This is a genomic window from Streptomyces cyaneofuscatus (assembly GCF_042718795.1).
Lineage (GTDB): Bacteria > Actinomycetota > Actinomycetes > Streptomycetales > Streptomycetaceae > Streptomyces > Streptomyces cyaneofuscatus_A.
Map to the genome: position 1 here is coordinate 47195 of NZ_JBHXOX010000031.1, position 13633 is coordinate 60827.

A 13633-nucleotide genomic window follows, 5' to 3' on the forward strand; every position below is an offset into this window, starting at 1 on the left:
CCGGCTTTCCGGCGATTCCTGCCGTACGGAACCCCCGTGCACCCCGCGTCCGCCCCCGGGCCGGGCGGCTTGATCGTGGGTACGCTGCGGATATGACGGACCACCCCGAGCGCGCGCACCACGGCTCGACGCCGGCCCCGTCCACCGTCTGGACCGGCCGCGCGACCAACCACTTCCAGTGGCTGCTGGCCCTGGCGGGCGCGGGCTGCATGGCCCTGGGCATCGAGCTCGCCGTCGTCTCGCCCTGGTCCTCCGGGATCGCCCCGCTGCTGATGTCCGTCATCGGCTGCCTCGCCGTCGGCCTGCTCATCCTCTTCGGGACGCTCGCCTTCGTCCATGTGGCCGTGAAGGTCGACGGGGACGCCCTGGAGGTCCGCTGCGGCCACGCCGGGCTGCCGCGCCGCCGGATCCTGCTCGACCATGTGGTCGGCGCCGAGTACGTGGCCAAGGTCAACCCGCGCCAGTGGGGCGGCTGGGGCTACCGCTGGCGCCCCGAACAGGGCACCGCCGTCGTGGTGCGCAAGGGCGAGGGCATGGCGCTGCGGCTCGGTGACGGCCGCACCTTCACCGTCACGGTGGACGACGCGGAGACCGCCGTACGGTTCATCCGTGAACGCCTCCACCTGGCCACCGGCGCGGAGCGTGACCGCGACTGACCGTGGGGGACCCCCTCAGGCCGACGCCCCGCGCACGCAGCCGCCCACCGTAGACTCCGCCAGGTGAGCGCCACTATGACCCCCGTCGACGACCCGCCGCCCGCGCCGACGCCGCGTACCGCCCAAGTCCTCCGGCGACTGCTGCGCCCGGCCGCCGCCGCCCTCTCCGGGGTGCTGCTCTACGCGAGCTTCCCGCCCCGGCCGCTGTGGTGGCTCGTCCTGCCCGGCTTCGCCCTGCTCGGCTGGGTCCTGTACGGGCGCCGCCTGCGCGCCGCCTTCGGCCTCGGGCTGCTGTCCGGGCTCGGCTTCATGCTCCCGCTGCTGCACTGGACCGGCGAGGACGTCGGCCCGGTGCCGTGGCTCGCCCTCGCCACCGCCGAGGCGCTCTTCATCTCGGTGGGCTGCCTGGGGATCGCCGCCGTGACCCGGCTCGCGTACTGGCCCTTCTGGGCGGCCGCGGTCTGGACCCTGGACGAGGCGGTCCGGGCCCGGATCCCGTTCGGCGGCTTCCCCTGGGGCAAGATCGCCTTCGGCCAGGCGGAGAGCCTGTTCCTGCCGCTCGCCGCGCTCGGCGGCACCCCGCTGCTCACCTTCGCCGTCGTGCTGTGCGGCTTCGGTCTCTACGAGGCCGTGCGCCGCTTCCGTACGTACCGCTCCACCGGCCAAATTCCCCGCGCCGCCGTCGCCGGAGCCGCCGCCTGCGTCCTCGTCCCCGTCGTGGCCGCGCTCGGCTCGCTCCCGCTCGTCGACGACTCCGCCGAGGACGGCACCGCCACCGTCGCCGCGATCCAGGGCAACGTGCCCCGCCTCGGCCTCGACTTCAACGCCCAGCGCCGCGCCGTCCTCGACAACCACGCGAAGCGCACCACCCAGCTCGCCGACGAGGTGAAGGCAGGAAAGGCGAAGCAGCCCGACTTCGTCCTCTGGCCGGAGAACTCCTCCGACCTCGACCCGTACCTCAACGCCGACGCGTACGAGGTCATCGACGGTGCGGTGAAGGCGATCGGCGTCCCCACCGTCGTCGGCTCGGTGGTGGAGAAGGGCTCCGACAGCCTGCGCAACACCCTGATCGAGTGGGACCCGGACAAGGGCCCCGTCGACACCTACGACAAGCGGCACATCCAGCCGTTCGGCGAGTACATGCCGATGCGGACGGTCGCCCGCTTCTTCAGCGAGGACGTCGACCGCGTCCAGCGCGAGTTCGTCCCCGGCAGCAAGGTCGGCGTCTTCGACCTCGCCGGTACGAAGGTGGGGATGGTGACCTGCTACGAGGCGGCCTTCGACGACGCCGCCCGCGACACCGTCCTCCACGGCGGCCAGATGATCGCCGTGCCCAGCAACAACGCGACCTTCGGCCGCAGCGAGATGACCTACCAGCAGCTCGCCATGTCCCAGGTCCGGGCCGTCGAGCACGGGCGGTCCGTGGTCGTCCCCGTCACCAGCGGGGTCAGCGCGGTCATCCGGCCCGACGGCACGATCGCGGACCGCAGCGGCATGTTCACCCCCGACGCCCTGGTCGCCGAGGTCCCGCTGCGCTCCTCGCTCACTCCCGCCACCCGGATGGGACCGCTGCCGGAGGGCATCATCGCGCTGCTGGCCGTGGCGGGCCTGGGCTGGGCGGGCATGTCGGCGGCTCGCGCGCGGCGGGAGCGGGGGACCGCCCGGTAGACCCGGACCGGCCACGTAGGCTCGGACCCATGGCGACTCCCGACTTCATCCGCACCATCCGCGCCACCGCCGGACACCAACTGCTCCTGCTCCCCGGCGTGACCGCCATCGTCTTCGACGACGAGGGCCGCGTCCTGCTGGGGCGGCGGGCGGACACCGGGAAGTGGTCGGTGATCGGCGGCATCTCGGATCCGGGCGAGGAGCCGGCGCGGACGGCGGAGCGCGAGGTGCTGGAGGAGACCGGCGTCCACTGCGTGGCCGAGCGGCTGGTGCTCACCCAGGCACTGGCGCCCGTGCAGTACGCCAACGGCGACCGCTGCCAGTACATCGACATCACCTTCCGCTGCCGGGCGACCGGCGGCGAGGCCCGGGTCAACGACGACGAGTCGCTGGAGGTGGGCTGGTTCCCGCTGGACGGGCTGCCGCCGCTCGCCGAGTTCGCCCTCTTCCGGATCAAGCAGGCGCTGACGGAGGGGCCGGCCTGGTTCCAGCCGACCCCGGTGGACGTCTGATCCCCTCCTTGCTACTTGTCCGGCGGCCGCCACAGATGCCGCACCCGCAGCCACACGTCCCGCGCCTGGCGCCCCGCCGTCGTACGGCTCCGCGCCACGAGCTGCCGGGCCTGCTCGGGCGTCTCCACCATCGGCCCCGAGCCGCGCAGCGGCCGCCCCGCCGTCTCGTGGAGGAAGAAGGTGGCCACCAGGCCGATCACCCCGGCCACCATCAGGTAGTACGCGGGCACCATGTCGTTGCCCGTCGCCTCCACGAGGGCGGAGGCGAACAGGGGAGTGGTGCCGCCGAAGAGCGAGACGGAGATGTTGAAGGCGATCGACAGCGCCCCGTACCGCAGCCGCGTCGGGAACAGGGCGGGCAGCGTCGAGGCCGCCGTACCCGCGAAGCAGACCAGGAGCAGCCCCAGCACCACGCAGCCGAAGGCCGGCAGCAGGATCCCGCCCTGCCGGATCAGCAGGAACGCGGGCGCGGCCAGCACGATCAGGGCCACGCTGCCCGCCATGAACACCGGTCTGCGGCCCCAGCGGTCCGAGGTGCGGCCGACCGTCGTGATCATCAGCACCACCAGCAGCATCGTGCCGAGGACCAGTAGCTGGGACGTGGTCTCCGGCTCGCCGAGCGTCTGGGACATATAGGTCGGCAGATAGGATGTCACCATGTAGTTGGTGACGTTGTAGAGCAGCACCAGGCCCATGCAGATGAGCACCGCCTGCCAGTGCCGGGTGAAGATCTCCTTGAGCCGCCCCTTCCCGGACTGGCGCGCCTCCTCCACCGGATCGTTCTCCGTACGCGCCCGCGCCTGGGCCTCCTCCTCGCGCTGGAACGCCGGGGTCTCCTCCAGCTTGAGCCGCATGTAGAGACCGATCAGGCCCATCGGGCCCGCCACGAAGAACGGGATGCGCCAGCCCCAGTCGGTCATCCCGTCGGTGCCGAGGACGGCGGTGAGCACGGTGACCAGGCCGGATCCGAGCGAGTAGCCCACGAACGTGCCGAAGTCGAGCCAGCTACCGAGGAAGCCGCGTCGCTTGTCGGGGGCGTACTCGGCGATGTACGTGGTGGCGCCCGCGTACTCCCCGCCGGTCGAGAAGCCCTGCACCAGGCGGCAGACCAGCAGCAGGAGCGGGGCCGCGAAGCCGACCGCGGCGTACGTGGGGAGGAAGCCGACGGCGAACGTACTGGCCGCCATCATGATCATGGTGACCGCCAGCACCTTCTGGCGTCCCACCCGGTCGCCCAGCGGCCCGAAGACCAGGCCGCCGAGCGGGCGCACCAGGAAGGCGGCGGCGAAGGTCGCGAAGGTGGAGACCACTTGGGCGCCCGGCGAGCTGGAGGGGAAGAAGACCTTGCCCAGTGTTCCGGCCAGGTAGGCGTAGACGCCGAAGTCGAACCACTCCATGGTGTTGCCGAGGGCGGCGGCCGTGACGGCCCGGCGCACCTTCGGCGGGTCGGTGACGGTGACGTCCTGCTCGCGCAGGGACCTCTTCCGTCGGCGGATGACCGTACGGACCATCCGTTCCACTGCGGCGTTGTCGTTCCCTCGGCGCGGCACCTTCCGATTCTTGGCCCGCCTGCTCCGGTCGGCCTCCCGGAAGGCCCGCACGGGTGACCCGGCACCGGGCCGGCACCGATGTGACAGGCCACGTGTCACCTCCCGGGGGCGCGTGTCACCTCCCGGGGTCGCGTGTCACATCCCAGGGTCGCGTGTCACATCCCGGCGGGCCCGTCCGTCGTAGGGGTGCAGCGACCGGCAACGGCGAAGGAGCCGACAGGATGAACGCGCGTCTGAACGTTCTCGGCAGCCCGATCACGGCCACGATCCTCAAGCACCTGACGGCGGCGGGGCGGGAGGCCACCGTCTTCACCGACGCCGAGCGCGCCGCCCTGGAGCTGACCGAGCAGGGCACCCGCATCGCGGACGCGGCCGGCGGCGTCCCGGACGCGGTCTGGGCCCGGGCCGCCGAGCACGACGACGAGGACCAGCTCGTCGCCCTGGTCTCCCTGATCGCCCTCATCAACGCCTTTGACCGGCTGAACATGCTCGTCCACCAGCCGGCGGGCGACTACAAGGTGGGCCGGTTCGGCTGACCGGTGTGTGACCCGGCCCCCGCCGGGGAGGTGTGCGGCATGCACTCCTGGAATCTCCACGACATGCCCGACCTCTCCGGCAGGACCGCCGTGGTCACCGGCGCCAACAGCGGCATCGGGGCCGTCACCGCGCTCGCCCTCGCCCGCTCCGGCGCCCGTACCGTCCTCGCCTGCCGCGACGCCGAGCGGGGCCGGCGCGCGCTGGAGGCCGTACGCCGCGCCGCACCGCGCTCCGACACCCGGCTCGTCCGTCTGGACCTGGCGGATCTGGCCTCCGTGGCCGAAGCGGCCGACACCATCGCGAAGGAGGTGGACGGCCGCCTCGACCTCCTGGTGAACAACGCCGGGGTGATGGCCCTGCCGCTCCTGCGCACGGCGGACGGTTTCGAGATGCAGTTCGGCACCAACCACCTCGGCCACTTCGCCCTGACCCTCCGGCTGCTGCCGGTGCTCGGCGTGGCGGGACCGGCCCGGGTGGTGACCCTGTCCTCGCTGGGCCACCGCATCGGCCGCATCGACCTCGACGACCTCAACGCCGAGCGCGGGTACGGCAAGTGGGGCGCCTACGCGCAGTCCAAGCTCGCCAACCTGCTCTTCACCGCCGAACTCGACCGCCGCGCCCGGGCCTCCGGCCGCGACCTGCTCGCCCTCGCCGCGCACCCCGGCCTCTCCGCCACGGAGCTGGGGCAGGCGGGCCCGAAGCTGTCCGGCCGGAACTGGGCGGCGAAGCTGGAGCGGGCCTCGCGCCTGTACACCCAGCCCGCCTCCGCCGGCGCCCTGCCCATCCTGTACGCCGCGACGCTTCCGGACGCGCCCGGCGCCTCGTACTACGGCCCCCGGCACCTGGGCGAGACCCGGGGAGCCCCGGGCCCGGCGCGCAGGTCCGCCCGGGCACGGGACATGGGCATCGCGCGGGCGCTCTGGAAGGAGTCGGCGCGCCTGACGGGCCTGGACGCGGACCTCGTCTGAGGGACCTGGACGCGGACCTCGTCTGAGGGAGGGGGCGGTCAGCGGGAACGGGGATGGCGATGTACGGTCAGCCCAAGGCTCTCACCGGCGGTTATTCGGTCAACGGCCTTGTACGGACAGTGAGTAGAGGAGAGACATGAGCGTCGACGACGTCGAATTCCGCCGCAGGATCCGCTCCGACGTCCCGCACTCGGCGAGGGTGTGGAACGCCTGGCTGGGTGGCAAGGACAACTACCCCGTGGACCGCGAACTGGCCGACGCGGTCAGCGCGGCCTACCCGCAGATGGTCGACATCGCGCGCGCCTCCCGCGCGTTCCAGGCCCGCGCGATCCGGCACCTCGCCGCGCTGGGCATCCGCCAGTTCCTGGACGTCGGCACCGGCCTGCCGGTGGCGAACAGCACCCACGAGGTGGCCCAGGGCATCGCGCCCGACGCGCGGATCGTCTACGTCGACAACGACCCCATCGTCCTCGCCCATGCCCAGGCCCTCCTGACCAGCGCCCCGGAGGGCCGGACGGACTACGTGGACGCCGACCTGTCCGACACGGACACGGTGGTGGACGCGGCGGCGAAGACGCTCGACCTGTCCGAGCCCGTCGCCGTCCTCCTGCTCTCGACGCTGGGGCACCTGACCCCGGCCGACGGCATCGATGTCGTGCAGCGGTACATGGCCCGGATGCCGTCCGGCAGCTACCTGGTCCTCTGCGACACGGTGAAGACCCCGCAGACGCTGGCCGCGCAGGAGGCGTACGACTCCGGCGAGAACCCGCCGTACCTGGTCCGGGAGCCGGAGGAGATCACCGGCTGCGCCGAGGGCCTGGAGATCATCGAGCCGGGCTTCCTGTCGATCGCGCTGTGGCGCCCCGAGGAGGACGACCCGGTGCTCGTCGACCAGTGGGGGCTGGTGGCCCGCAAGCCGTAGGTGGCCGGCAGGACGGTGCGGTGGGCTGAGCGGGACGGTGTGGTGAGCTGGGCGGCGGAGGATCCCCGGGGGCCTCCGCCGATCCGTCGTGTTCCGGCGCGACTGAGTGAATAACCCCCAGGGGGTGTACGGCGCCGTTTTCGGAGTAGAAGCAAGAGGCAACCCGCACCGCACCACGACGAGAGGGCCGCCGCCGCCATGATTGCTGAGCCTCGGACCATCGCCGCCCCGAAGGCCATGACGTTCGACCGGCTGCTGGAGAAGATCAGATACGAGGGCGCCTACCCGACCCGGGAGCGGGCCGAGGAAGCTCTCCGTTGCGTCCTGGGCGGGCTCGGCGCCCAGATCACCGGTGAGGAGCGGGTAGCCTTCGCCGCCGCGCTCCCCAGGGAGGCCGCCCTGGTGTTCACCGCCGAGGCCCCCGGCATCGCCCCGGCCCCGGCCGTCCGCTTCGTGGACGACCTGGCCGCCCGGACCGGCGGCACCGCGGCGACCGCCCGCTGGGACGCGGGCACCGTACTGGCCGCGGTCGCCGCGTTGATGGACCCGGCCCTCGTCACCCGGATCATCGAGGACCTGCCGACCGGCTACGCCCTGCTCTTCGGCCGCGCGCAGCTCATCACGGCGGCCTGAGCGCGCCGGCCCGGTCCGGGGCTGTCACCACGGGCCGCGGCAGCCCCACCGGCCGTCAGACGACCTCGTCGAGGCGGCCGGTGGCGACGTCGAAGACGAAGCCGCGGACCTGGCCGGTGTGCGGGATGAACGGACTGCTCGTCACCCGCCGCAGGGACTGCCGTACGTCGTCGGCCGCGTCCGGGAACGCCTCGGCGGACCACGGCGGCCGGACACCGGTCTCCTTCTCGATGCCCTGGCGGAAGGCGTCGTCGGAGAAGGTCACCATGCCGCAGTCGGTGTGGTGGATCAGCACGATCTCCCGTGTGCCCAGAAGCCGCTGACTGATCGTCAGGGACCGCACCACATCCTCGGTGACCACGCCTCCGGCGTTCCTGATGACATGCGCGTCGCCCTCGGCGAGACCGAGGATGCCGTACGGATTGAGCCGTGCGTCCATGCAGGCGACGACAGCCGTCCTGCGGGCGGGCGGAAGCGGAAGGGGGCCGTCGAACGTCGACGCGTACACCTCGTTGTGGGCGAGGAACTCCTCGGTCACGCTCATGGCTGCTCCAGGTGCTCGGCGCGGGGGGGAGCCCCGAACCTACGCAGCCCCGCGGGCGCGGCGGAAGCCCGTCGCCGGGCCCGCCATGAGACCGCAATGTGCCCGCATCACTCTATTTCGTACACCTGTTCCGACCCTGCTCGGTGTCACCCCTCCGCCGGGCGCTCCAGCACCCACAGCCGGTGGTCCCAGCCGATGTCGTCGCAGCGGCGCACCCGCAGGCCGGCCCGTACCGCCAGCGCGCCCAGCTCGTCCTGCGAGCGCAGCCCTGAGCCGAACAGGCAGGCCAGCCGCAGGTGCTGGAGCACGGCGTCGATGTCGTCCGCCAGGCCGGCGGTGCGGATCTGCTCCACCAGAAGCAGGGTCCCGTCGGAGGGCAGGGCGGCGGCGGCCTGGGTGAGCGCGAGGACGGCGTCCTCGTCGGCCAGCCGCTCCAGAAGACGCGAGACCAGGACGGTGCTGCCCCCATGCGGCACCGGCCCGGTCTGCGGGATCAGTTCGACGTTCGGGGAGACGTCGGTGTCCAGGATCTGCTCGTCCAGCACCCGGAGTTCGGAGGGCAGCGCCGCGATCCGCACTCGCAGCGCGGGGTATGCCTTGACCAGGGCGTTCACCAGCGTGCCGACACCATGGCCGCCGGCGGTCAGCGTGGAGACCGAGGCCCAGTCGTACGCCCCCGAGACCCCGGGCGCCACCCAGCGGGCCTCCTCCTCCACGGCCGCGCGGGCGCTGCCGGCCAGCCGCTCGTCGGCGTGCATGGCCGTGGCCACCCAGTCGCCGCCCGCGGTCCGGTAACCGGGCTCACCCGTCCGGAGCGTGTGCAGCAGGCCCGAGAGGGAGAGGTCCATGGCCGCCTGCGCGCCGCCCAGGTGGTATTCGTCCGACGAGTGGTCGTCCTCCACCAGCTCCTCGCTCACCGGGGTCAGCCGGTGGCCCTCGCCGTCGGCCTCCAGCAGCCCGATCGCCACCAGGTACGCCAGCAGCGCGCCGAGCAGCGACGGGTCCGTGCCCGTGCGGCGGGCCAGCTCGGCGGAGCCGGACACCCCGCCGCGTACGAGGTCGAACAGGCCGAGCGTCACGGCCGTCCGGATCGCGAAGCCCGGGGCCAGGTCGGTGAGTCCGTGCAGCCGCTCGTGCGCCTCCTCGTCCTCCGGCACCGCTTCCTCGGCCGCCCCCGGGGCCGGTTCGGTGCGCCGCCAGTAGCCCGTGAAGTGGGTCTGCTCGCGCGGAACCTGACGCTCGACGGCGACATGGCGGCGGATGCCCTTCAGGGTGACCGCCTCGCCCGCCGCCCACACGTAGACCGTGCCCGGCAGCCACTCCATGGACCGGACGGCCTGTTCCAGGAGATCGGTGGTGCCCGCCGGGGCGCCGTCGCGCGACAGCCAGGTGACGACCGCGTCCGCCGCCGTCTCCAGCTCCTGCCGGTGGCTCTCCTCGCCGACCTCGATGAACACCCGGGCCCGGGTGCCCGCAGGCATCTCCGCCAGCCACCGGGCGATCGCGGGCAGCGCCGTCTCGTCGCCGACGACCAGCAGCCAGTCCGCGCCCTCGGGGTGGCCGTGCGACATCTTCGGCCCGGCGATCCAGGTCACCTCACCCGGCTTCACCCGCTGCGCCCACGTGGAGGCGACCCCGCCCTCGTGCCGGACGAAGTCGAAGTCGATCTCCCCGGCCTCGGGATCGAACCGCACCGGCGTGTAGTCCTTGGCGAGCGGCCGCGCGTCCGCCGGCCAGTCCAGGCTGCTGACGTTCTGCCCCGGCAGCACCGGCGGCTCGTCGCCCTCCGCGAAGAAGAACTTCACATGGTCGTCGAACCCCTCCGTGCGCAGCGCCGGAAGGTCCAGTCCGTCCCGGTGGAACGCGTGCAGTTGCGGGCCGCCGAGGGTGACCCGCAGCATGCCCGGGGTGACGTCCGCGACGCGCAGCACCGTCAGCTCCCTCAGCACGATGGGGAACGTCACGACGGGACGGGGGTTGCGGGTGGACACAGCTGCTGCTCCTTCGGGTCCGGTACGTTCCAGGCTAGGCCGGACGGGTGGGCGGCGATCCAACCAGCCGTCCAGCCGGTGCCACTGCGCGCCCCGTCCCCGGCTCCACCGCCTTCCCCGGGCCCGCGGCTTCGACCGGCCGCTCTCTGCCTTGGACCACGGCCGCCGCTCCCTTCCTACGGTGACCGGACCCACCGCCCGTGTACCGAGGACAGCAGCCGCCCGTGATCTTCTCCCGCAGCCCCGCCGACCCCTCGACACGGCTGCTCCGCCGCGTCCTGACCCAGGTGCGGGGCCATTTCCTCCGCTCGGTGGCGTGGGCCGCCCTGCGGCAGAGCGCCTTCCTGGCCATGCCCTGGCTGCTGGGCCGGGCCGTCGACGAGGGAGTTCAGGCCGGGTCGCCCGGCGGCGCCCTGCTGTACGGGGCCGGGTTCCTGGCCGCCGCCTGCGTCGAGTACGCCGGGATGCGGGGCTGGCAGTTGTGGGCCACGCTCGCCGACAACCGGGCCGGTACCTGGCTGCGCACCCGGCTGCTCAAGGCGATCCTGGCTGTCGACACCGACACCCTCCAGCGCCGCACCGGCACCTTCGGCGACCTGACCACCCGTGCCACCCGTGATGTGGACACCGTCCTCGTCTGGATCCATGGTCTGACCACATGGGTGGTCATCGGTCTGACCGCACTCGTCCTGGTCCCGGCCATCGGCCGGCTCGACCCGCTGCTCCTGCTGGTCACCGCCGCCACCGTCCCCGTCCTCCTCGTCGTGAACCGGGTGTTCCCGCCGGTCTTCGGCCGCCGCGCCGAGCACCTCGCGGCCGCCCACGGGGCCCGCGGCTCAGCCGCCGACGAACTCCTCACCGCCCTCCTGCCGCTCCGGGGCGTCGGAGCCGACCATGTCCTGGTGGAGCGGCACCACCGGCACAGCGCCGAGGTGACCCGCTCCACGCTGCGGCTCGCCTCGGTCGGGTCGGTGTGGGAGGCCGTCGCGTTCGCCGTCCCGCTGCTGGCCGTCACCGCCGGGCTGCTCGTCGGCGGCCTCGCCGTGGCCGACGGGCGGATCACCGTGGGGGCGCTGACCACCTTCGTGCTGTGGATGGGGACGGTCTCGCTCGCAGTCAACGCGATGATCGCCCGGCTCGGCGACCTGGCCGAGGCCCGGATCGCGGCCGGCCGGATCGCCCGCGTCCTGGACCTGCCCGTCCCGCCACGACCGTACGTCGGTCTGCCCGAGCGCGACGTCCTACGGATCAATGGTCTGACCGTAACGCGCCCCGACCGTGCGCCCATCGGACCGCTGACCCTGACCGCCGCCCCCGGCGAGTGGGTCGCGCTCACCGGCCCCACCGGCTCCGGCAAGAGCACCCTGCTGCGCGCGATCGCCCAGCTCGTGCCCTCCTCCGGCACCGCCGCCTTCGGGGACGTCACCCTGGACACCCTGGACCCGGAACAGCTCCACCGCCTTGTGGGCTTCGTCCCCGAAGGGCCCCTCCTGCTCCACGGCACCGTCACCGAGAACCTCCTCCTCCCCGGCGACCGCCCGCCCGCCGAGGTCGCCGCCGCCGCGCACACCGCCGGACTCGACCTGGCTCTCGCGCAGGTGACCGACGGCCTGGACACGCAGGTGGGGGAGCGCGGCGGCGCGCTCTCCGGGGGACAGCGCCAACTGGTCACCCTGGCCCGGGCGCTGCTGCGCGACTCGCCCGTCCTGCTGCTCGACGACGTGACCTCCGCCCTGGACGCCGGGACCGAGGCCGAGGTGCTGGACCGGCTCCGCGCCGCCACCGCCGACCGCATCGTCCTCCTCGCCACCCACGCGCCCGCCGTCCGGGCCCGCGCCGACCGGGAGATCACCCTCGCGGCAGCGCCTGGAACAGGGGGCGACGAACCATCGGTGCCCGGCGCGCGAGAGACCGCACCCGCCCGTGAACAGGAACCGCTCCATGGCTGACCCCACGCTGCTCACCGACCTCCCCGACCAGCGCGCCGTGTTCCGCCGGGCCGCGCCCTTCCTGGCCGGACACCGCCTCGCCCTCGCCGCCACCGTCCTCCTCAACCTCGCCGGAGCCGCCGCCGCCGTCGGCGTCACCGCCGCGATCGGCCGGGTCGTCGACGCGGCAGGCGGCGGCGACCGGCCGGGGCTGCTCCGCCGGGTGCTGGTCCTGCTGCTGCTCGTCGCCGGCAGCGGGGTCCTCACCTGGCTCTCCCGCTACTGGCTGATCAGGACCGGCGAACACGTCCTCGCCGGCCTCCGCGAACGGGCCGCGGCCGCCGTGGGCGCGGCCCCGCTGCGGTTCCTGGAGGCCCACCGGAGCGGCGAGCTGCTCCGCAGGCTGACCGGGGAGATCAACAGCCTCGCCACCTTCGCCGCCGCCACCCTGCCCGACCTGGCCTCCGCCGCCACGGTCCTCCTGCTCACCGTCGTCATGCTGGCCCTGTACTCCTGGCTGTTGACCGCCCTCCTGCTCATCGCCTTCATCCCTCCCGCCCTGCTGATCCTGCGCGCGTTCCACCGCCGGGCCGGAGCCGTCTACGCCGAAGTGGCCTCCGCCGAGGCGGCGGTGGTCTCCGGGTTCGCCGAGTCGCTGCCCGCACAGGAGCAGTTGAGGATCAGCGGGTCCGTGCCGCGCTGGCTGGACCGGTTCGCCCGGGACAACGCCCGGCTCCAGGACGCGCAGAGCGCCGAGGTCCGCACCGAACTGCGGCTGAACCAACTGGCGCTGCTCCAGGCGGGCTGCCTGGCGGGGCTGCTGGCGGTCAGCGCGGTCATGGTGGGCCGAGGTGCGCTGAGCGTCGGGGTGGCGGTGGTGTTCGTTCTCGTGACCCGGGACATCCTCCACCGCTTCGAGGATCTCGCGGGAGCCATCGGGGACGCCCGCGAGGCCCACGTACGGCTGGCCCGGCTCCTGGACCTCCTCCGGGCGACCGGGGGAGAAACCCGAGCGACCGCCGGTCCCGACCTGCCCGCCCGAGGCGAACTCATCCTGACCGGAGTCGGGTTCGGCTACCGCGAGGAGCGGAACGTCCTCGACGGGCTCACGCTCACCGTCACCGCCGGAGAACGGCTCGTCATCGCCGGGGAGACCGGCTCCGGCAAGTCCACCCTGGGCAAGCTCCTGGCGGGCCTCTACGCCCCCGACCGGGGCACCGTCCGGTTCGCCGGCCACGACCTCGCCACGGTGGACCCGAAGCTGCTCCGCTCCAGGATCGTCCTCGTACCGCAGGAGGTGTCCCTCGTCGACGGCACCCTCGCGGAGAACCTGGCGATGACCGCGGGCCACCCGGACCGGGCCGCCGTGTCCCGTACCCTCGGCCTGCTCGGGCTGACGGGATGGGTTGACTCCCTCCCGTACGGCCTGGACACCGCCGTCTCCACCCGCACCCTCTCCGCCGGGGAGCGGCAGCTCGTCGCCATCGCCCGGGCCGCGCTCACCGACCCGGCGGTGCTGATCCTGGACGAGGCGACCGCCGGGGTCGACCACGCCACCGCCACCCGGATCGAGGAGGCGCTCTCCGCGCTCGCCGCCGACCGGACCCTCATCGTCATCGCCCACCGCGCGGACACCGTCTCCCGGGGCCGCCGCCTGCTGACCATGCCCGAAGGCCGCCTCACCGACATCGTGCGGGAGACGGCCGACGGGGTCTAGGAGACGA

12 protein-coding genes are annotated in these 13633 nt (G+C 73.3%); 9 read left to right on the forward strand and 3 right to left on the reverse strand.

The window, feature by feature from the left end; all coding sequences use genetic code 11:
- The first annotated feature begins 92 nt into the window (after window positions 1-92).
- From ACFWRT_RS30420 to ACFWRT_RS30430, 3 genes are all read left to right on the forward strand, one after another.
- Window positions 93-656 (forward strand): hypothetical protein, encoded by a 564-nt coding sequence (locus ACFWRT_RS30420; protein WP_380952261.1) that lies wholly within the window; start codon window positions 93-95, stop codon window positions 654-656.
- Window positions 657-731: 75 nt separating this feature from the next.
- The gene (gene lnt, locus ACFWRT_RS30425; protein ID WP_380952318.1) at window positions 732-2324 is read left to right on the forward strand and encodes an apolipoprotein N-acyltransferase; all 1593 of its coding nucleotides are present in this window, start codon (window positions 732-734) and stop codon (window positions 2322-2324) included.
- Between the two features lie 29 nt (window positions 2325-2353).
- The gene (locus tag ACFWRT_RS30430) at window positions 2354-2836 is read left to right on the forward strand and encodes an NUDIX hydrolase (RefSeq protein WP_380952262.1); all 483 of its coding nucleotides are present in this window, start codon (window positions 2354-2356) and stop codon (window positions 2834-2836) included.
- A gap of 11 nt (window positions 2837-2847) precedes the next feature.
- On the opposite strand, the gene proP is transcribed toward ACFWRT_RS30430, so the two are convergent.
- The gene (proP, locus tag ACFWRT_RS30435; RefSeq protein WP_380952319.1) at window positions 2848-4347 is read right to left on the reverse strand and encodes a glycine betaine/L-proline transporter ProP; all 1500 of its coding nucleotides are present in this window, start codon (window positions 4345-4347) and stop codon (window positions 2848-2850) included.
- 260 nt (window positions 4348-4607) lie between these two features.
- Here proP and ACFWRT_RS30440 point away from each other — a divergent pair, with 260 nt between their 5' ends.
- From ACFWRT_RS30440 to ACFWRT_RS30455, 4 genes are all read left to right on the forward strand, one after another.
- Window positions 4608-4922 carry a carboxymuconolactone decarboxylase family protein gene (locus ACFWRT_RS30440; RefSeq protein WP_380952263.1) on the forward strand — a complete coding sequence of 105 codons (315 nt, stop codon included), beginning with the start codon at window positions 4608-4610 and terminating at the stop codon, window positions 4920-4922.
- Between the two features lie 39 nt (window positions 4923-4961).
- Window positions 4962-5891, forward strand: a complete 930-nt coding sequence (locus ACFWRT_RS30445) for an oxidoreductase (protein ID WP_380952264.1) — start codon at window positions 4962-4964, stop codon at window positions 5889-5891.
- 136 nt (window positions 5892-6027) lie between these two features.
- Window positions 6028-6813 carry an SAM-dependent methyltransferase gene (locus ACFWRT_RS30450; protein ID WP_380952265.1) on the forward strand — a complete coding sequence of 262 codons (786 nt, stop codon included), beginning with the start codon at window positions 6028-6030 and terminating at the stop codon, window positions 6811-6813.
- 198 nt (window positions 6814-7011) lie between these two features.
- The gene (locus ACFWRT_RS30455; protein WP_380952266.1) at window positions 7012-7446 is read left to right on the forward strand and encodes a DUF2267 domain-containing protein; all 435 of its coding nucleotides are present in this window, start codon (window positions 7012-7014) and stop codon (window positions 7444-7446) included.
- A 55-nt stretch (window positions 7447-7501) separates the two neighbouring features.
- On the opposite strand, the gene ACFWRT_RS30460 is transcribed toward ACFWRT_RS30455, so the two are convergent.
- Both ACFWRT_RS30460 and ACFWRT_RS30465 read right to left on the reverse strand, forming a co-directional pair.
- Window positions 7502-7990, reverse strand: coding sequence for a beta-class carbonic anhydrase (locus ACFWRT_RS30460; RefSeq protein WP_380952267.1), 489 nt, complete (start codon window positions 7988-7990; stop codon window positions 7502-7504).
- A gap of 146 nt (window positions 7991-8136) precedes the next feature.
- Window positions 8137-9981: an SIP domain-containing protein gene (locus tag ACFWRT_RS30465; protein WP_380952268.1), complete on the reverse strand. Its 1845-nt coding sequence runs from the start codon at window positions 9979-9981 to the stop codon at window positions 8137-8139.
- Window positions 9982-10205: 224 nt separating this feature from the next.
- Here ACFWRT_RS30465 and ACFWRT_RS30470 point away from each other — a divergent pair, with 224 nt between their 5' ends.
- Window positions 10206-11930, forward strand: coding sequence for an ABC transporter ATP-binding protein (locus tag ACFWRT_RS30470; RefSeq protein ID WP_380952269.1), 1725 nt, complete (start codon window positions 10206-10208; stop codon window positions 11928-11930).
- Window positions 11923-13626 carry an ABC transporter ATP-binding protein gene (locus ACFWRT_RS30475; RefSeq protein WP_380952270.1) on the forward strand — a complete coding sequence of 568 codons (1704 nt, stop codon included), beginning with the start codon at window positions 11923-11925 and terminating at the stop codon, window positions 13624-13626. Before ACFWRT_RS30470 ends, ACFWRT_RS30475 begins: the two co-directional genes overlap by 8 nt.
- Window positions 13627-13633 lie beyond the last annotated feature (7 nt).

Bases quoted from the DNA above. Each gene is read 5' to 3' on its own strand.
- ACFWRT_RS30475 (WP_380952270.1), top strand. From the start codon at position 11,923: ATGGCTGACCCCACGCTGCTCACCGACCTCCCCGACCAGCGCGCCGTG.
- ACFWRT_RS30455 (WP_380952266.1), top strand. From the start codon at position 7,012: ATGATTGCTGAGCCTCGGACCATCGCCGCCCCGAAGGCCATGACGTTC.
- lnt (WP_380952318.1), top strand. From the start codon at position 732: ATGACCCCCGTCGACGACCCGCCGCCCGCGCCGACGCCGCGTACCGCC.
- ACFWRT_RS30460 (WP_380952267.1), bottom strand. From the start codon at position 7,990: ATGAGCGTGACCGAGGAGTTCCTCGCCCACAACGAGGTGTACGCGTCG.
- ACFWRT_RS30420 (WP_380952261.1), top strand. From the start codon at position 93: ATGACGGACCACCCCGAGCGCGCGCACCACGGCTCGACGCCGGCCCCG.
- ACFWRT_RS30440 (WP_380952263.1), top strand. From the start codon at position 4,608: ATGAACGCGCGTCTGAACGTTCTCGGCAGCCCGATCACGGCCACGATC.
- ACFWRT_RS30430 (WP_380952262.1), top strand. From the start codon at position 2,354: ATGGCGACTCCCGACTTCATCCGCACCATCCGCGCCACCGCCGGACAC.
- ACFWRT_RS30445 (WP_380952264.1), top strand. From the start codon at position 4,962: ATGCACTCCTGGAATCTCCACGACATGCCCGACCTCTCCGGCAGGACC.
- proP (WP_380952319.1), bottom strand. From the start codon at position 4,347: ATGGTCCGTACGGTCATCCGCCGACGGAAGAGGTCCCTGCGCGAGCAG.
- ACFWRT_RS30450 (WP_380952265.1), top strand. From the start codon at position 6,028: ATGAGCGTCGACGACGTCGAATTCCGCCGCAGGATCCGCTCCGACGTC.